The following is a 17,404-nucleotide window of genomic DNA, read 5'->3' as shown; positions in this document are numbered from 1 at the left end:
AGGACGGCGGTCAGGAGCGCTACAGCACAGGCAACGACTTCCGCAGCTCGAACGCCGTCACCTGGGACCGGTACTCCTCCCACTCCTGCCGCTTGTTGCGGAGGAAGAAGTCGAAGACGTGTTCGCCCAGGGTCTCGGCGACCAGGTCGCTGCGTTCCATCAGGGCGAGGGCCTCGCCCAGGTTCTGGGGGAGGGGCTCGATGCCCAGGGCCCGGCGTTCCGCGTCCGAGAGGGCCCAGACGTCGTCCTCGGCGCCCGGCGGGAGCTCGTAGCCCTCCTCGATGCCCTTGAGGCCGGCGGCGAGGAGGACGGCGTAGGTCAGGTACGGGTTGGCGCCGGCGTCGATGGAGCGGACCTCGACGCGGGCCGAGCCGGTCTTGCCGGGCTTGTACATCGGCACCCGGACCAGGGCCGAGCGGTTGTTGTGGCCCCAGCAGATGTAGGAGGGGGCCTCGCCGCCGGCGCCCGCCGTGCGCTCGGTGCCGCCCCAGATGCGCTTGTAGGAGTTCACCCACTGGTTGGTGACCGCGGAGATCTCGGCGGCGTGGCGGAGCAGGCCCGCGATGAAGGAGCGGCCGACCTTGGAGAGCTGGTACTCCGCGCCGGACTCGTAGAACGCGTTGCGGTCGCCCTCGAAGAGCGAGAGGTGGGTGTGCATGCCCGAGCCGGGGTACTCCGAGAACGGCTTCGGCATGAAGGTGGCCTGGAGGCCCTGCTCCAGCGCGACCTGCTTCATGACCAGGCGGAAGGTCATGACGTTGTCGGCCGTGGAGAGCGCGTCCGCGTAGCGCAGGTCGATCTCCTGCTGGCCGGGGGCGCCCTCGTGGTGGGAGAACTCCACCGAGATGCCCATCGACTCCAGCATGGTGATCGCCTGGCGGCGGAAGTCCATGCCGATGTTCTGCGGGGTGTGGTCGAAGTAGCCGGAGTTGTCGGCGGGGGTCGGGACCGAGCCGTCGACCGGCTTGTCCTTCAGCAGGAAGAACTCGATCTCCGGGTGGGTGTAGAAGGTGAAGCCCAGGTCGGAGGTGCGGGCCAGGGCCCGCTTGAGGACGTACCGGGGGTCCGCGAAGGACGGCGAGCCGTCCGGCATGAGGATGTCGCAGAACATGCGGGCCGTGCCGGGAGCCTCCGCGCGCCACGGCAGGACCTGGAACGTCGACGGGTCCGGCTTGGCGATCATGTCGGACTCGTAGACCCGGGCGAAGCCCTCGATCGCGGAGCCGTCGAAACCGATGCCCTCGTCGAAGGCCTGCTCCAGCTCGGCCGGGGCCACGGCGACGGACTTGAGGAAGCCCAGAACGTCCGTGAACCACAGGCGTACGAACCGGATGTCGCGCTCCTCCAGCGTCCGGATCACGAACTCCTGCTGCTTGTCCATCTTCCGCTTCCCCATCCTTGCTGGTCAGGCCGCCTGTCTCCGGTACGGCGGGAGGCGGTCGGGCACCTGAGCATCACACCACAGCGCCGTTACGTACGCGTTGCGGACCTCCTCGGCCGGTCCACCCCGTGACCGCAGCGTAGAGGCCACCTGTTCGATCGGGCCATTCCGGGGATCCGGCCGGGACGGATCCTGTGCCCGCCCTACGAAGGACGGGCCCCACGCCATTACGATCAGCGGACCTCACGCTCGTCCGTCTCCAGTTTCCTTCCCAGAAGGGCAACACCCCATGGGTTCCGCCAAGAAGAGCAGCAACACGGCGCGACAGGCCCGCATAGCCGAGATGCGGCGCGCCGAGGAGGCCCGCGACCGCCGGAACCGGATCCTCGCGATCACGCTGAGCACCGTGGTCGTCGCCGGTCTCGTCGTCGGCGGCGTCTTCCTCGTCCGGTCGCAGTCCGACGACTCCTCCGGCGACACGGCCTCCGACGGCAAGACCTCCGGCAAGTTCGCCACCGGGGCGGACGGCGTGCGGGCCTGGAAGGGCGACCTGGGGCGCAACCACGTCACGAAGAAGGTCACCTACCCCGTCGAGCCCCCCGTCGGCGGCGACCACAACCAGGTCTGGATGAACTGCAACGGCGACGTCTACACCAAGCCGCTGAACAACGAGAACGCCGTGCACTCGCTGGAGCACGGCGCCGTCTGGGTGACGTACACCGACGACGCCCCCGAGGCCGACGTCGAGAAGCTGGCCGACAAGGTCAAGAAGACGCCGTACTCGCTGATGAGCCCCGACGACAAGCAGAAGGACCCGATCGTGCTGTCCGCGTGGGGGCACCAGCGCACGGTGACCGGTGCCGACGACCCGAACGTGGACAAGTTCTTCGAGAAGTTCGTCCAGGGCGAGCAGACCCCCGAGCCGGGGGCCGCGTGCACCAACGGGCTGTCCCAGTGACCCCGAAACGGGCCGGCTGGGTCGCGGGGGCCGCGGCCGCGGTGCTCGTCGCGGCCGGCGGGATCACCTACGCGGTCGCCGGGGACGACGGCGGCACCGAGGTCCCGGCCGCCGGCTCCGCGGACGCCGGGTTCGCGCGGGACATGTCGGTCCACCACCAGCAGGCCGTGGAGATGTCGTACATCGTGCGCGACCGCACCGACGACGAGGAGGTGCGGCGGCTCGCGTACGACATCGCGCAGACCCAGGCCAACCAGCGCGGCATGATGATCGGCTGGCTCGACCTGTGGGAGCTGCCCAAGGTGTCGTCGGACCCGCCGATGGCCTGGATGGGCATGGGCGACGCGCCCTCCGCCGGTGCGGGCTCGCTGATGCCCGGGATGGCCACCGACGCCGAGATGAAGAAGCTCGGGACGCTGGACGGGAAGCGGGCCGAGGTCTACTACCTCCAGCTGATGACCGAGCACCACAAGGGCGGCGTCCACATGGCGAAGGGCTGCGTCGAGCGGTGCACGGTCGGCGTGGAGAAGCGGCTGGCCCGGGGGATGGTGGAGTCGCAGGAGTCGGAGATCCGGCTGATGGCCGACCTGCTGGCCGAGCGGGGCGCGAAACCCCGGCCGTAAGGGCGTGAGGCCGTGAGACGAGGTGTGTGAGGGCCCGGACATCACGCGGTAACACGTCCGCCGCCCCATCGCGTCGTTCTGACGATTACAGTGGACGCGTGCCTCGACTACGACTCGCCCTGAACCAGATCGACTCCACCGTCGGCGACATCGACGGCAACGCCGAGTCGGTCCTGCGCTGGACCCGGCACGCGGCCGGGCAGGGAGCGCACCTGGTGGCGTTCCCGGAGATGATGCTCACCGGATATCCGGTGGAGGACCTGGCCCTCAGGTCGTCCTTCGTCGAGGCCTCCCGTGCCGCCCTGCGCTCCCTCGCGGTACGGCTGGCGGACGACGGCCTCGGCGGGGTCCCCGTGGTCGTCGGCTACCTCGACCGTTCGGCGACGGCCCAGCCGAGGTACGGCCAGCCCGCGGGCGCCCCGCAGAACGCCGCGGCCGTGCTGCACGGCGGCGAGGTGGCGCTGAGCTTCGCCAAGCACCACCTGCCGAACTACGGCGTCTTCGACGAGTTCCGCTACTTCGTGCCCGGCGACACCCTGCCCGTGGTGCGGGTGCGCGGCGTGGACGTGGCGCTGGCCATCTGCGAGGACCTGTGGCAGGACGGCGGCCGGGTGCCGGCCGCCCGCTCGGCGCGTGCCGGGCTGCTGCTCTCCGTCAACGCCTCCCCGTACGAGCGGGACAAGGACGACACCCGGCTGGAGCTGGTGGGCAAGCGGGCCCAGGAGGCCGGGTGCACCACCGCCTACCTCGCCATGACCGGCGGACAGGACGAGCTGGTCTTCGACGGCGACTCGATCGTCGTCGACCGGGACGGGACGGTCCTGGCCCGGGCGCCGCAGTTCACCGAGGGCTGCGTGGTGCTGGACCTCGACCTGCCCGCCGCCGGGACGGAGCCGCCCACCGGCGTGGTGGACGACGGACTGCGCATCGACCGGGTGGTGCTCTCCGAGCAGCCGGCGCCCGAACCCGCCGCCGGGCCGTGGCTGTCCGGCGGCCACGCCGAGCCGCTGGACGACGACGAGGAGGTCTACTCGGCGCTCGTCGCGGGCCTGCGCGCGTACGTCGGGAAGAACGGATTCCGCTCGGTGCTGATCGGGCTGTCCGGCGGCATCGACTCCGCGCTGGTCGCGTCGATCGCCTGCGACGCGCTCGGCGCCCGGCACGTGTACGGCGTCTCCATGCCGTCCAAGTACTCCTCCGGGCACTCCCGGGACGACGCGGCCGAGCTGGCCCGGCGCACCGGCCTGAACTACCGCACCGTGCCCATCGAGCCGATGTTCGACGCGTACACGGGCGCGCTGGAGCTGACCGGCCTGGCGGAGGAGAACCTCCAGTCCCGGCTGCGCGGGACGCTGCTGATGGCGCTCTCCAACCAGGAGGGCCACCTGGTCCTGGCCCCCGGCAACAAGTCGGAGCTGGCGGTCGGCTACTCGACGCTCTACGGCGACTCGGTGGGCGCGTACGGGCCGATCAAGGACGTGTACAAGACCTCGGTCTTCCGTCTCGCCGAGTGGCGCAACCGCGCGGCGGCCGCCCGGGGACAGACCCCGCCCGTCCCCGAGAACTCGATCACCAAGCCGCCGAGCGCGGAGCTGCGCCCGGGTCAGGTCGACACCGACTCGCTGCCGGACTACCCGGTGCTGGACGCGATCCTCGCCCTGTACGTCGACGGGGACCGCGGCGCGGACGAGATCGTGGCCGCCGGGTACGACCGGGAGCTGGTGACGCGGACGCTGCGCATGGTCGACACCGCGGAGTACAAGCGGCGGCAGTACCCGCCGGGCACCAAGATCTCGTCCAAGGGCTTCGGCAAGGACCGCCGCCTGCCGGTCACCAACCGCTGGCGGGAGAGCGGCTGAGGAGACCGGCGCGGGCGGCGGGGCCGGTCAGCCCTCGCGCTTGAGGTCGGCCAGCACCTTGTGCAGCGGCTCCGCCACCCGGCGCCGGTACTCCTGGATCGCCCAGCCGTTGCCGTCCGGGTCCTTGAAGTACATGAAGGTGGCGCCGTCGTCCGGGGCGTACTGCACCGGCTCCGAGACCTCCAGGCCGCGCGCGGTCAGCTCCGCGTGCGCCGCCTTGATGTCGGCGACGCAGAGCTGGAGGCCCTGGTACGAGCCCGGTTCCGGCCGGGTCTGTCCCTGCGCCATGTCCCAGATGGCGTCGCCGAGGGCGACCGAACAGCCGGAGCCCGGGGGCGTCAGCTGGACGATCCGCATGCCCGGCATGACCTCCTGGTCGATGTCGACGTGGAAGCCGACCTTGTCCCGGTAGAAGTCCCGGGCGCGGTCGATGTCGGTGACGGGGAGCGGGATGACTTCGAGCGTGAAGTCCATGGCATGACTCCTTGGGCTTTCGTCGGTCGCGGTGTCAGTGGTCGCGTCGCGGTGTCAGTGGTCGCAGGGTGTCAGTAGTGGTAGCGCGCCTGGACGATGACCAGCAGGTCATCGGTGGGCTTGTACACAAGACGGTGCGTGTCGTCGATGCGCCGGGACCAGTAGCCGGACAGGTCGCCCTTGAGCGGCTCCGGCTTGCCGATGCCCTTGAAGGGGTCACGGGCGATGTCGGCGATCAGTCTGTTGATCCGCTTGGTCACCTTCCGGTCGCTCTCGGCCCAGTGGACGTAGTCCTCCCAGCCGTGGGACGTGAAAGTGATCCTCACGCCCGCTCCGCGTCCGGGTCGATCAGCTCACGCTGCCGTGCGTCGCCCGCCTCGGCCTCCGCGATGGAGTCGAGCAGCCGGCGGGCGTTCCTCGGCGAGCGCAGGAGGTGCACCGTCTCCGTCCACGCCGTGAAGTCCTCCTCGGACATCAGCACGGCGTTCCCCTTGCGGGAGGTGATGTGCACCGGGGCGTGGTCCTCGTTGACCTGCTCTATCAGCGGGAACAGATTCTGACGGGCTTCGCTGGCGGTGATGGACATACCAGTGCCTCCCTTCCTCGGCTTGTACAAGATATCGTACGAGTCCGGAGCGGGCCACCGGAAAGCGGGAGCGGTACGTCCCGGCGCCCGCACGCCGTTCCCCGGCTACGCTCAGCCCGTACGACCTTGATCCGACCCGGGCCCACGCGCCCCAAGTCCGACAGGAGGCCGAGATGACGGCGCCGGGGCGCAGGAGCAGTACCTTCACGCGGCTGCTGCGGCACGGCTTCACCGATCCCTCCGCCGCCGAACGGCTGCTGGACGGGGCCGAGCTGGCCGAGCTGCGCGCCGACCCCGTCCTGCTGGAGGCGCTGGGCGCCACCGCCGACCCGGACCTCGCCCTGCTCGGGCTGGTACGGCTCCTGGAGGCGCAGCCCGACCCCACCGCCCGCCAGGAGCTGCTGGACACCCTGATAGCGGCCAAGCCGCTGCGCGACCGCCTCCTCGGTGTCCTCGGCGCCTCCGAGGCGCTCGCCGACCACCTCGCCCGGCACGCGGGGGACTGGCAGACCCTCGTGACGTACGAGCCGCGCGACCTGCACCGCGGGGTCGAGGAGTTCGAGCAGGGACTCGCCGAGGCCACCGACCCGGTGTCCCTGCGCGTCGCCTACCGGCGCTGCCTGCTGTCCATCGCCGCCCGCGACGTGTGCGGCACCATCGACGTCGCCGAGACCGCCGCCGAGCTGGCCGACCTCGCCACCGCCACGCTGCGCGCCGCCCTGGCCCTCGCCGAGGCCGCCGCCCCCGAGGACGCCGCGCGGTGCCGGCTGGCGGTGATCGCGATGGGCAAGTGCGGCGGCCACGAGCTGAACTACGTCTCCGACGTCGACGTGATCTTCGTGGGCGAGCCCTCCGACGCGGACGCCGACGAGACCAAGGCGCTGCGCGCCGCGACCTCGCTGGCCTCGCACATGATGCGGATCTGCTCCGAGACCACCGTCGAGGGCTCCATCTGGCCCGTCGACGCCAACCTCCGCCCCGAGGGCCGCAACGGCCCCCTGGTGCGCACCCTCAGCAGCCACCTCGCCTACTACCAGCGCTGGGCCAAGACCTGGGAGTTCCAGGCGCTGCTCAAGGCCCGCCCGGTGGCCGGCGACCCCGGACTCGGCGCCGAGTACGTCGCCGCCCTCCAGCCCCTGGTGTGGCAGGCCGCCGACCGCGAGAACTTCGTCCCGGACGTGCAGAAGATGCGCCGCCGGGTGGTCGAGAACATCCCGGTCGCCGAGGTCGACCGGCAGCTCAAGCTCGGACCGGGCGGCCTCAGGGACGTCGAGTTCGCCGTGCAGCTCCTCCAGCTGGTGCACGGGCGGGCGGACACCTCCCTGCACAGCGGCACCACGCTGGACGCGCTGGCGGCCCTCGCCGCGGGCGGCTACGTCGGCCGCGCCGACGCCGCCCAGCTCGACGAGGCGTACCGCTTCCTGCGCTCCATGGAGCACCGCATCCAGCTGCACCGGCTGCGCCGCACCCACCTCGTGCCCGAGGACGAGGCCGACCTGCGCCGCCTCGGCCGCTCCCTGGGCCTGCGCACCGACCCGGTGAGCGGGCTGCTGCGCGCGTGGAAGCGGCACGCCTCCGTCGTACGCCGGCTGCACGAGAAGCTGTTCTACCGGCCCCTGCTCGACGCCGTCGCCCAGCTCGCGCCCGGCGAGGCCCGGCTGAGCCCCGAGGCCGCCCGGGAGCGCCTGGTCGCCCTCGGGTACGCCGACCCGGCCGCCGCGCTCAGGCACCTGGAGGCGCTCGCGTCCGGCGTCACCCGCAAGGCGGCCATCCAGCGCACCCTGCTGCCCGTGCTGCTCGGCTGGTTCGCCGACTCCGCCGACCCGGACACCGGCCTGCTGAACTTCCGCAAGGTCTCCGACGCGCTCGGCACCACGCCCTGGTACCTCAGACTGCTGCGCGACGAAGGCGCCGCCGCCGAGAACCTCGCCCGGGTGCTCTCGGCCGGGCGGCTCGCCCCCGACCTGCTGATGCGGGCCCCGGAGGCCGTCGCGCTGCTCGGCGACGGTGTCGCCGGGGGACTGCGGCCGCGCGGCCGGGCCCAGCTGGAGCAGGAGACCCTCGCCGCGGTCCGGCGTGCCGACGACGCCGTACAGGCCGTCACCGCGGTGCGCGGCGTACGGCGCCGGGAGCTGTTCCGCACGGCCGCCGCGGACATCGTCGGCTCCTACGGCACCGAGGCCCAGCCCGTCGCGGCCGACCAGGGCGCCCTGGTGGACCTGGTCGGCGACGCCGTGTCCGACCTGACGGCGGCGACGCTGGCGGGGACGCTGCGGGCGGTCGTGCGGGAGAAGTGGGGCGACGTCCTGCCGACCCGGTTCGCGATCATCGGCATGGGCCGCTTCGGCGGACACGAGCTGGGCTACGGCTCGGACGCGGACCTGCTGTTCGTGCACGAGCCCCGCGACGGGGTGGACGAACGGGAGGCGGGCGACGCCGCCAACAAGGTCGTCTCCGAGATGCGGCGCCTGCTCCAGGTGCCGAGCGCCGACCCGCCGCTGCTGATCGACGCCGACCTGCGGCCCGAGGGCAGGTCCGGGCCGCTGGTGCGGACCCTGAAGTCGTACGAGGCCTACTACCGGCGCTGGTCGCTGGGGTGGGAGTCGCACGCCCTGCTGCGGGCCGAGTTCGTCGCCGGGGACGAGGAGCTGGGGCGGCGCTTCATCGAGCTGATCGACCCCCTGCGCTACCCGGCGGGCGGACTCGGGGAGGACGCCGTACGGGAGATCCGGCGGCTCAAGGCCCGCATGGAGTCCGAGCGGCTGCCGCGCGGGGCCGACCCCAAGCTGCACGCCAAACTGGGGCCGGGCGGGCTCTCCGACGTGGAGTGGACCGTGCAGCTCTTCCAGCTCCGGCACGGGCACGAGGTCGCCGGGCTGCGGACCACCGGGACGCGTGCGGCGCTTTCCGCCGCCCGGGACGCCGGGCTGGTCTCGGCGGAGCACACCGAGATCCTCGACGAGGCGTGGGTGCTGGCGACGCGGGTGCGCAACGCGGTGATGCTGGTGCGGGGACGGGCCGGCGACACCTTCCCGACGGACCCGCGCGAGCTGGCGGCCGTGGGCCGCTACCTGGGCCACGGCCCGGGCCACGCGGGCGACATGCTCGACGAATACCGCCGCACGGCGCGCCGGGCCCGAACGGTGGTGGAGGACCTGTTCTACACGTGAGGCCGCCCATAGCTGCGGGCAGTGTGCCTCCCCCAGTGCCTGAACGGCCTGGGAGGTACCCCCAGGCGGCACGGGTGGGCGGTGGGGGTACCTCCCGCTCGAGCGAAGCCGAGAGTGGGGGAGGCACCCCGCTACGCCGGGCTGCGCACCCACCCCCGGCCACGCTCGCGCCGGGCACCCCTCACGCCCGCCCCGGCAACCACACCCTCCGCCGCCGCGCAGCGTCCGGCACCAGACGGGGCAACGCGTAAGGCAGCTTCCCGTACCACGCGGCAGCGACCCCGTACCCGAAGGCCAGGCACAGCACACCCCCCACCGCGTCCAGCCAGAAGTGGTTCGCCGTCGCCACGATCACCACCAGCGTGAGCGCCGGATACACCAGCCCCAGCACCCGCACCCACGGCACCGACGCCAACGCGAAGATCGTCAGGCCGCACCACACCGACCACCCGATGTGCATCGACGGCATCGCGGCGTACTGGTTGGACATGTTCTTCAGGTCACCGGACGCCATCGACCCCCACGTCTGGTGGACCATCACCGTGTCGATGAAGTGCCCGCCGTTCATCAGCCGGGGCGGCGCGAGCGGATACAGGTAGTAGCCGACCAGAGCGACACCCGTGGTCGCGAAGAGCACCAGCCGGGTCGCCGCGTAACGGCCGGGGTGGCTGCGGAAGAGCCACACCAGGACACCCAGGGTCACCACGAAGTGCAGTGTGGCGTAGTAGTAGTTCATGCCGACGACGAGCCAAGTCACCGAGTTCACGGCGTGGTTGACGGACTCCTCGACGGCGATGCCCAGTTGCTGCTCGACCCGCCAGATCCAGTCGGCGTTGCGCAGGGCCGCCGTCCGCTGTTCCGGCACCGCGTTGCGGATGAGGGAGTACGTCCAGTAACTGAGCGCGATCAGCAGGATCTCGAACCAGAGGCGGGGCCGGCGCGGGGCGCGGAGCCGACGCAGGAGCCCTCTCCCCGTCGTCTCAGTGACGGGGTGCTGAACGCCGTCCTCCTGGCGTTCCCGAGTCCTCACGGTCGCGTCACCCATAGGCATGAAGTCTGCCAGAAAAGCCTTCTTCCACCGATCATCCCCCAGGTGGATCCGACCCGCATCCCGCCCGGAGCCGCCGCCCCCGAGGGGTCAGGGGCGGCCGCGCTCACCGGGTGCCGACGCCGTCGAGCCGCGCACCACCAGCTCCGGCATGAACACGAACTCGCTGTGCGGCGCGGGCGTCCCGCCGATCTCCTCGAGCAGCGTGCGCACCGCGGCCTGCCCCATCGCGGGCACCGGCTTGCGGACCGTCGTCAGCGGCGGGTCGGTGAAGGCGATCAGTGGCGAGTCGTCGAAGCCGACCACCGAGACGTCCTTGGGCACGTCCAGGCCCAGCTGCCGGGCCGCGCGTATCGCGCCCAGCGCCATCATGTCGCTGGCGCAGACCACCGCCGTGCAGTCCCGTCCGATGAGCGCGGAGGCCGCCGCCTGGCCGCCCTCCAGGGTGTACAGCGAGTGCTGGACCAGCTCCTTCTCCACCGTCTCGGCGCTCAGGCCCAACTGCTCCTGGACGGTGCGCACGAAGCCCTCGATCTTGCGCTGCACCGGCACGAACCGCTTCGGCCCGAGGGCCAGCCCGATCCGGGTGTGGCCGAGCGAGACGAGGTGGGTGACCGCGAGGCTCATCGCGGCCCGGTCGTCGGGGGAGATGAACGGCGCCTGCACCTGCGAGGAGAAGCCGTCGACGAGGACGAACGGCACGCCCTGCGCGCGCAGCCGCTCGTAGCGCTGCATGTCGGCGGTGGTGTCGGCGTGCAGCCCCGAGACGTAGATGATGCCGGCGACCCCGCGGTCGACCAGCATCTCGGTCAGCTCGTCCTCCGTGGAGCCGCCCGGCGTCTGGGTGGCGAGGACCGGCGTGTAGCCCTGGCGGGTCAGCGCCTGGCCGATGACCTGGGCCAGCGCCGGGAATATCGGGTTCTCCAGCTCCGGGGTGATCAGGCCCACCAGGCCCTCGCTGCGCTGCCGCAGCCGCACGGGGCGCTCGTAGCCCAGCACGTCGAGGGCGGCGAGCACGGACTGGCGGGTGGTGGCGGCGACGCCCGGCTTCCCGTTCAGGACGCGGCTGACGGTCGCTTCGCTCACCCCCGCCTGGGCGGCGATGTCGGCAAGCCGTGTGGTCACAGGGGTGGACTGTACCGGTCGGCCGCCGCCTTGCACACCGATCGGGCGCCGTGGGCGGCCTGGTGGACGGCCCGTCGGACGGCCCGGCGCGGGCTGCTGCGTCATCGCGCTCCCTCGAGAAAGTGGCGGCAAGAGCTTGCAGAGTCTTGCACAACCGGCCCGATACCGCTCGGGCCCCGTAAACAAGCGTCTCATGACGGTCGCTGAGAGGTCACGCCCGGATAACTTCGGAGATCTCTTGCATATTTTTGCTGCAAGACCTTTCGCCAGGCTTTCAACGCTGTTACGTTCACGTCGCCCGACGGCGGCGATGACGCGGTCGGTGACGGCAGGAGCGGCGGACGGGCCCGCACCCTGCACCACACGGGCTTTCACCCTCAAGGAGAACTCATGCGGCGTGGCATAGCGGCCACCGCGCTGGTGGCGTCCCTCGCCCTGGCGGCGACGGCGTGCGGCGGAGACGACGGCGGCGACAGCGAGTCGGGCGGACCGGTCACCATCACTTACTGGGACACCTCCAACGCGACCAACGAGGCGCCGACCTACAAGGCCCTGGTCAAGGAGTTCGAGGCCGCCAACAAGGGCGTCAAGGTCAACTTCGTCAACGTGCCGTTCGACCAGGCGCAGAACAAGTTCGACACCGCCGCGGGATCCAAGGGCGCCCCCGACGTGCTGCGCTCCGAGGTCGGCTGGACGCCCGCCTTCGCCAAGAAGGGCTTCTTCCTGCCGCTGGACGGCACCGAGGCCCTCGCCGAGCAGGACAAGTTCCAGCCCAACCTGATCGAGCAGGCCAAGTACGAGGGCAAGACCTACGGCGTCCCGCTGGTCACCGACACCCTCGCCTTCGTCTACAACAAGGAACTGTTCAAGAAGGCCGGCGTCGAGGCCCCCAAGACCTGGGACGACCTGAAGAAGGCCGCCGCCACCATCAAGGACAAGGCCGGCGTCGACGGCTACTGGGCCTCCACGGCCGGCTACTACGCGCAGCCGTTCCTGTACGGCGAGGGCACCGACACGGTCGACGCCGACGCCAAGAAGGTCACCGTCGACTCCGCCGAGGCGAAGAAGGGCTACGGCACCTGGCTGAGCCTCTTCAACGGCAAGGGCCTGCACAAGGCCGACACCACCGCGGACGCCTACGCCCACATCCAGGAGGCGTTCGTCAGCGGCAAGGTCGCCTCGATCATCCAGGGCCCGTGGGAGATCACCAACTTCTACAAGGGCTCGGCCTTCAAGGACAAGAACAACCTCGGCATCGCCACCGTCCCGGCCGGCTCCACCGGCAAGGCGGGCGCCCCGACCGGCGGCCACAACCTCTCGGTCTACGCCGGTTCGGACAAGGCCCACCAGGAGGCCGCGCTGAAGTTCGTGAAGTTCATGACCTCGGCGAAGTCCCAGGAGACCGTCGCCCTGAAGAACTCCACGCTGCCGACCCGCGACGACGCCTACACCGAGAAGGTCAAGGCCGACCCGGGCATCGCCGGCTTCCAGACGGTCCTGCCCGCCGCCCAGCCGCGCCCGGCGCTGCCCGAGTACAGCTCCCTGTGGACGCCGCTGGACGACGAGCTGCCCCAGATCGCCGGCGGCAAGAAGTCCCTGGACGAGGGTCTGGGCGACGTCGAGACCGCGATCGCCAAGCTGGTGCCGGACTTCAGCAAGTAGGTCCACCCGACCGCCGGGCCCCCGCACCGGGGGAGGGGCCCGGCGGTCACCGGCCGTGCGCCCCGCCCCGACCGCTCACCCCTGACCTTCCCGATGCTCCCGAAGGTGTCGAACCATGACAGTCGCCATCGACCGCGCGACCGGCAAGCGCCGCGGTGACCGCACCCCGCGGCCCGGCCTCGGCCGGCGTCTGAAAGACGGGTACCAGAAGCACTGGTACGCCTACGCCATGATCGCGCCGGTGGCCGTCGTGATCGGCGTCCTCGTGCTGTACCCGCTGGGCTACGGCCTCTACCTCACCCTCACCGACGCCAACAGCCTCAACAGCGCGCGCACCATCGGCGTCAACGAGATCGAGGCCACCTACAAGTTCGTCGGCCTGGACAACTACGCCGACATCCTGTGGGGCCCCACGGCGTACGACCGCTTCTGGTCGCACTTCATCTGGACCGTCGTGTGGACGGCGGTCTGCGTCGGCCTGCACTTCTTCATCGGCCTCGGGCTCGCCCTGCTGCTCAACCAGAAGCTGCGCGGCCGCACCTTCTACCGGCTGATCCTGGTCCTGCCCTGGGCCGTGCCCACCTTCGTCACCGTCTTCGGCTGGCGCTTCATGCTCGCCGACCAGGGCATCATCAACTCCGCCCTGGACTGGCTGCACCTGCCGACGCCGGCATGGCTGGAGGACACCTTCTGGCAGCGCTTCTCCGCGATCATGGTCAACACCTGGTGCGGTGTGCCGTTCATGATGGTCTCGCTCCTCGGCGGCCTGCAGTCCATCGACAACAGCCTCTACGAGGCCTCCGAGATGGACGGCGCCAACGCCTGGCAGCGCTTCCGCTACGTCACCCTGCCCGGCCTGCGGTCCGTCAGCTCCACGGTCGTCCTGCTCGGCATCATCTGGACCTTCAACCAGTTCGCCGTGATCTTCCTGCTGTTCGGCAACACCGCCCCCGACGCGCAGATCCTCGTCACCTGGGCGTACCAGCTCGGCTTCGGGCAGCAGCCGCGCGACTTCGCGCAGTCCGCGGCCTACGGCATCCTGCTGCTGGCCATCCTGATCGTCTTCACCTCCTTCTACCGCCGCTGGCTGAACCGCAATGAGCAGCAGCTCGCGAACTGAGGCAGGAGCCGCCATGAGTACAAGCACCGCGCCCACCCAGGCCCCCGCCGAGCAGATCACCGCGCCCGCCGCGCCGCCGCGCAAGGTGCGCCGCCGCGGCGAACGCAGCCGCGCCGCGTCCCTCGCCTCCCACGGCGTGCTGACCCTCGCGAGCCTCGTCGCGCTCTTCCCGGTCGCCTGGCTGGTCTACCTGTCCCTCGGCCCGGACAAGAACGACTACCTGCACCCCGGACGCATCTGGTCGAAGATGACCTTCGACAACTACGCGTTCGTGCTCCAGGACACCAACTTCTTCGACTGGCTGAAGAGTTCGCTGATCGTCTCGCTGGGCACCACCGTCATCGGCGTGCTGGTCGCCGCGACGACCGGCTACGCGGTCTCGCGGATGCGCTTCCCGGGCTACAGGAAGCTCATGTGGGTCCTGCTGGTCACCCAGATGTTCCCCATCGCGGTCCTGATCGTGCCGATGTACCAGATCCTGTCGAAGCTCCAGCTCATCGACAACTACTTCGGCCTGATCCTCGTCTACTGCTCCACCGCGGTGCCGTACTGCGCCTGGCTGCTCAAGGGCTACTTCGACACCATCCCGTTCGAGATCGACGAGGCCGGGCGGGTGGACGGGCTGAGCCCGTTCGGCACCTTCTTCCGGCTGATCCTGCCGCTGGCCCGGCCGGGCCTCGCGGTCGCCGGCTTCTACAGCTTCATCACGGCCTTCGGCGAGGTCGCCTTCGCCTCGACGTTCATGCTGAGCGACACGAAGTACACCTTCGCCGTCGGACTGCAGAGCTTCGTCAGCGAGCACGACGCGCAGCGCAACCTGATGGCGGCCACCGCCGTGCTCGTCGCGATACCCGTCTCCGCGTTCTTCTACCTCGTGCAGAAGAACCTGGTGACCGGCCTCACCGCGGGCGGCACGAAGGGCTGATCGCCGCCCGACCCGGAAAACGTCCGGCCGCGGTGCCCATCCGACCCCGCTGCACCGCGGCCGGCCGCCTCTCGCGCCACCACGCCTCCACTCCGTTACGTACCAAGGACGACATGAGCCAGCAGCCTTCCGCCGCACCGGCCCCCACCTCCGCCGTCGCCACCGTCTCCGAGCGCCACGACTGGTGGCGGGACGCGGTCATCTACCAGGTGTACCCGCGCAGCTTCGCCGACAGCAACGGCGACGGCATGGGCGACCTGGAGGGTGTCCGCACCCGCCTGCCGTACCTGCGCGACCTGGGCGTGGACGCCGTGTGGCTCAGCCCCTTCTACGCCTCCCCGCAGGCCGACGCCGGCTACGACGTCGCCGACTACCGGGCCGTCGACCCCATGTTCGGCACCCTCCTGGACGCCGACGCGCTGATCCGCGACGCCCACGCGCTGGGCCTGCGCATCATCGTCGACCTGGTGCCCAACCACTCCTCCGACCAGTACGAGTGGTTCAAGCGCGCCCTGGCCGAGGGCCCCGGCTCCCCCTCCCGGGACCGCTACCACTTCCGCCCCGGCAAGGGGAAGAACGGCGAACTCCCGCCCAACGACTGGGAGTCCATCTTCGGCGGCCCCGCCTGGACCCGGGTCACCGAGCCCGACGGCACGCCGGGGGAGTGGTACCTGCACCTGTTCGCCCCCGAGCAGCCCGACTTCAACTGGGAGCACCCGGCCGTCGGCGACGAGTTCCGCTCCATCCTGCGGTTCTGGCTGGACATGGGCGTGGACGGCTTCCGCATCGACGTCGCGCACGGCATGGTGAAGGCCGAGGGCCTGCCCGACCTCGGCTCCCACGAGCAGCTGAAGCTGCTGGGCAACGATGTCATGCCGTTCTTTGACCAGGACGGTGTGCACGAGATCTACCGCCAGTGGCGGCGCATCCTCGACGAGTACAGCGGGGAGCGGATCTTCGTCGCGGAGGCGTGGACGCCGACCGTCGAGCGCACCGCCAACTACGTCCGCCCCGACGAACTGCACCAGGCGTTCAACTTCCAGTACCTGGGCACCCACTGGGACGCCGAGGAGCTGCGCACGGTCATCGACCGCACGCTGGACGCCATGCGCCCGGTCGGCGCCCCCGCCACCTGGGTCCTGTCCAACCACGACGTCACCCGGCACGCCACCCGCTTCGCCAACCCGGCGGGCCTCGGCACCCAGATCCGCCTGGCCGGCGACCGCGCACTGGGCCTGCGCAGGGCCCGCGCCGCGACCCTCCTGATGCTGGCCCTGCCCGGCTCGGCCTACGTCTACCAGGGCGAGGAGCTGGGGCTCCCGGACGTCGTCGACCTGCCCGACGAGGTACGCCAGGACCCGGCGTACTTCCGCGGCGCCGGCCAGGACGGCTTCCGCGACGGCTGCCGGGTGCCGATCCCGTGGACCCGTGAGGGCTCCTCCTACGGCTTCGGCGACGGCGGCAGCTGGCTGCCGCAGCCGGCGGGCTGGGGCGAGCTGAGCGTCGAGGCGCAGACCGGGGTGCCCGGTTCGACCCTGGAGCTGTACCGCGAGGCCCTGGCCGTCCGCCGCTCCACCGCCGACCTCGGCGCGGGCGACGCGGTCGAGTGGCTGCGTGCCCCCGAGGGCGTCGTCGCCTTCCGCCGCGGCGACTTCGTGTGCGTCGCCAACACCACCGGCGAGTCCGTGGCGATGCCCGCGTACGGGCGCGTCCTGCTGGCCAGCGGGGAGATCACCGAGGCGGCCGGCGAGGCGAAGGTACCGGCGGACACCACGGTGTGGTGGACCAGGGCCTGACGCCACCCCCGGACCGCCCAAGGGCCCGCCACGTGCCGGACGAGGAAGTGGCGGGCCCTCGGCGACCGGTGTGCGGTAGACAGCTCCCATGTCCGAGACGTATTCCTGGCCGGCCCCCGCCCCGCTGCGGGGAGCCCGCGTGCAGCTGGAGCCCCTGACGGTCGCACACTCCCGTGAAGCGGTGGACTTCCTCGACGACGTGCGTCTGCACCGGTGGATCGGCGGTTCTCCGCCCACCGGAGAGGAGTTGGAGCGGCGCTACCGACGGCAGGCCGTGGGCCAGTCGCCCGACGGCCGGCAGGGCTGGCTGAACTGGATGCTGCGTCGGCACACCGACGGCAGGCTGGTCGGCACGGTGCAGGCAACGCTCCACCGGCCCGGTCCAGACCGGGTCGAGGCCGAGCTGGCCTGGGTCGTCGGTCACGACTTCCAGGGCGAGGGCTACGGCAAGGAGGGCGCCGCCACCATGGCGCTGTGGCTGCGCGAGCGGGGAGTGTCGCGCTTCGTGGCCCATGTGCATCCGGAGCACCGGGCGTCGGCCGGGATCGCCCGGTCGCTGGGCATGCAACCGAGCGGTGAGGTACACGACTTCGAGCAGTTGTGGACTACCGCTCCGGACGCCGAGCGGCGGCACGGCCGACGGGTGTGAAAGTTCTTTCCGATGCTTTCAAGACTCT

Annotated in this window: 15 protein-coding genes; 9 read left to right on the top strand and 6 right to left on the bottom strand. The window is 71.1% G+C overall.

The annotated features are described in order from the left end of the window. Nucleotides 1-19 precede the first annotated feature (19 nt). Nucleotides 20-1,381, bottom strand: a complete 1,362-nt coding sequence (gene glnA, locus ACZ56V_RS35875; RefSeq protein ID WP_104631010.1) for a type I glutamate--ammonia ligase — start codon at nucleotides 1,379-1,381, stop codon at nucleotides 20-22. Nucleotides 1,382-1,670: 289 nt separating this feature from the next. On the opposite strand from glnA, the gene ACZ56V_RS35870 reads away from it, so the two are divergent. From ACZ56V_RS35870 to ACZ56V_RS35860, 3 genes are all read left to right on the top strand, one after another. Next, nucleotides 1,671-2,339: a DUF3105 domain-containing protein gene (locus ACZ56V_RS35870; protein ID WP_398913976.1), complete on the top strand. Its 669-nt coding sequence runs from the start codon at nucleotides 1,671-1,673 to the stop codon at nucleotides 2,337-2,339. Next, nucleotides 2,336-2,962, top strand: a complete 627-nt coding sequence (locus ACZ56V_RS35865) for a DUF305 domain-containing protein (RefSeq protein WP_398913974.1) — start codon at nucleotides 2,336-2,338, stop codon at nucleotides 2,960-2,962. The genes ACZ56V_RS35870 and ACZ56V_RS35865 overlap by 4 nt, the downstream gene beginning before the upstream one ends. A 98-nt stretch (nucleotides 2,963-3,060) precedes the next feature. Further along, nucleotides 3,061-4,821 (top strand): NAD+ synthase, encoded by a 1,761-nt coding sequence (locus tag ACZ56V_RS35860; protein ID WP_467383246.1) that lies wholly within the window; start codon nucleotides 3,061-3,063, stop codon nucleotides 4,819-4,821. Between the two features lie 27 nt (nucleotides 4,822-4,848). On the opposite strand, the gene ACZ56V_RS35855 is transcribed toward ACZ56V_RS35860, so the two are convergent. The 3 genes from ACZ56V_RS35855 to ACZ56V_RS35845 form a co-directional block, all read right to left on the bottom strand. Continuing rightward, entirely contained in the window at nucleotides 4,849-5,295 is a 447-nt protein-coding gene (locus ACZ56V_RS35855; protein ID WP_059302823.1) for a VOC family protein, read from the bottom strand. A 71-nt stretch (nucleotides 5,296-5,366) separates the two neighbouring features. Beyond that, nucleotides 5,367-5,621 (bottom strand): Txe/YoeB family addiction module toxin, encoded by a 255-nt coding sequence (locus ACZ56V_RS35850; protein ID WP_030189135.1) that lies wholly within the window; start codon nucleotides 5,619-5,621, stop codon nucleotides 5,367-5,369. Beyond that, a complete protein-coding gene (locus ACZ56V_RS35845) occupies nucleotides 5,618-5,881 on the bottom strand; it encodes a type II toxin-antitoxin system Phd/YefM family antitoxin (RefSeq protein WP_052839935.1) in 264 nt (87 codons plus the stop codon). The genes ACZ56V_RS35850 and ACZ56V_RS35845 overlap by 4 nt, the downstream gene beginning before the upstream one ends. A gap of 173 nt (nucleotides 5,882-6,054) precedes the next feature. Here ACZ56V_RS35845 and ACZ56V_RS35840 point away from each other — a divergent pair, with 173 nt between their 5' ends. Beyond that, nucleotides 6,055-9,051 (top strand): bifunctional [glutamine synthetase] adenylyltransferase/[glutamine synthetase]-adenylyl-L-tyrosine phosphorylase, encoded by a 2,997-nt coding sequence (locus ACZ56V_RS35840; protein ID WP_467383248.1) that lies wholly within the window; start codon nucleotides 6,055-6,057, stop codon nucleotides 9,049-9,051. A 181-nt stretch (nucleotides 9,052-9,232) separates the two neighbouring features. On the opposite strand, the gene ACZ56V_RS35835 is transcribed toward ACZ56V_RS35840, so the two are convergent. Continuing rightward, complete coding sequence (locus ACZ56V_RS35835; protein ID WP_468947800.1) at nucleotides 9,233-10,096, bottom strand: phosphatase PAP2 family protein; 864 nt, start codon at nucleotides 10,094-10,096, stop codon at nucleotides 9,233-9,235. A gap of 93 nt (nucleotides 10,097-10,189) precedes the next feature. Then, nucleotides 10,190-11,224, bottom strand: coding sequence for a LacI family DNA-binding transcriptional regulator (locus ACZ56V_RS35830; protein ID WP_398913965.1), 1,035 nt, complete (start codon nucleotides 11,222-11,224; stop codon nucleotides 10,190-10,192). 390 nt (nucleotides 11,225-11,614) lie between these two features. Between ACZ56V_RS35830 and ACZ56V_RS35825 the strand changes: the two genes are divergently transcribed. The 5 genes from ACZ56V_RS35825 (at nucleotide 11,615) to ACZ56V_RS35805 (ending at nucleotide 17,376) form a co-directional block, all read left to right on the top strand. Beyond that, nucleotides 11,615-12,886 (top strand): extracellular solute-binding protein, encoded by a 1,272-nt coding sequence (locus ACZ56V_RS35825; protein ID WP_356362230.1) that lies wholly within the window; start codon nucleotides 11,615-11,617, stop codon nucleotides 12,884-12,886. Between the two features lie 115 nt (nucleotides 12,887-13,001). Beyond that, a complete protein-coding gene (locus ACZ56V_RS35820; RefSeq protein ID WP_104630878.1) occupies nucleotides 13,002-14,006 on the top strand; it encodes a carbohydrate ABC transporter permease in 1,005 nt (334 codons plus the stop codon). Nucleotides 14,007-14,019: 13 nt separating this feature from the next. After that, nucleotides 14,020-14,931 (top strand): sugar ABC transporter permease, encoded by a 912-nt coding sequence (locus tag ACZ56V_RS35815; protein WP_398913962.1) that lies wholly within the window; start codon nucleotides 14,020-14,022, stop codon nucleotides 14,929-14,931. Nucleotides 14,932-15,044: 113 nt separating this feature from the next. Further along, a complete protein-coding gene (locus tag ACZ56V_RS35810; protein ID WP_467383253.1) occupies nucleotides 15,045-16,727 on the top strand; it encodes a glycoside hydrolase family 13 protein in 1,683 nt (560 codons plus the stop codon). An 88-nt stretch (nucleotides 16,728-16,815) separates the two neighbouring features. Then, nucleotides 16,816-17,376 carry a GNAT family N-acetyltransferase gene (locus ACZ56V_RS35805; RefSeq protein ID WP_398913958.1) on the top strand — a complete coding sequence of 187 codons (561 nt, stop codon included), beginning with the start codon at nucleotides 16,816-16,818 and terminating at the stop codon, nucleotides 17,374-17,376. Nucleotides 17,377-17,404 lie beyond the last annotated feature (28 nt).

The organism is Streptomyces sp. NPDC034099, from assembly GCF_055575415.1.
Note: the sequence above shows the minus strand (reverse complement) of the source record. Positions and strands in the feature narration are given on the sequence as shown.

Excerpts from the sequence above, each read along its gene's own strand:
- glnA (WP_104631010.1), bottom strand. The coding sequence starts at position 1,381 with ATGGACAAGCAGCAGGAGTTCGTGATCCGGACGCTGGAGGAGCGCGAC.
- ACZ56V_RS35870 (WP_398913976.1), top strand. The coding sequence starts at position 1,671 with ATGGGTTCCGCCAAGAAGAGCAGCAACACGGCGCGACAGGCCCGCATA.
- ACZ56V_RS35855 (WP_059302823.1), bottom strand. The coding sequence starts at position 5,295 with ATGGACTTCACGCTCGAAGTCATCCCGCTCCCCGTCACCGACATCGAC.
- ACZ56V_RS35845 (WP_052839935.1), bottom strand. The coding sequence starts at position 5,881 with ATGTCCATCACCGCCAGCGAAGCCCGTCAGAATCTGTTCCCGCTGATA.
- ACZ56V_RS35840 (WP_467383248.1), top strand. The coding sequence starts at position 6,055 with ATGACGGCGCCGGGGCGCAGGAGCAGTACCTTCACGCGGCTGCTGCGG.
- ACZ56V_RS35835 (WP_468947800.1), bottom strand. The coding sequence starts at position 10,096 with ATGGGTGACGCGACCGTGAGGACTCGGGAACGCCAGGAGGACGGCGTT.
- ACZ56V_RS35825 (WP_356362230.1), top strand. The coding sequence starts at position 11,615 with ATGCGGCGTGGCATAGCGGCCACCGCGCTGGTGGCGTCCCTCGCCCTG.
- ACZ56V_RS35820 (WP_104630878.1), top strand. The coding sequence starts at position 13,002 with ATGACAGTCGCCATCGACCGCGCGACCGGCAAGCGCCGCGGTGACCGC.
- ACZ56V_RS35815 (WP_398913962.1), top strand. The coding sequence starts at position 14,020 with ATGAGTACAAGCACCGCGCCCACCCAGGCCCCCGCCGAGCAGATCACC.
- ACZ56V_RS35810 (WP_467383253.1), top strand. The coding sequence starts at position 15,045 with ATGAGCCAGCAGCCTTCCGCCGCACCGGCCCCCACCTCCGCCGTCGCC.
- ACZ56V_RS35805 (WP_398913958.1), top strand. The coding sequence starts at position 16,816 with ATGTCCGAGACGTATTCCTGGCCGGCCCCCGCCCCGCTGCGGGGAGCC.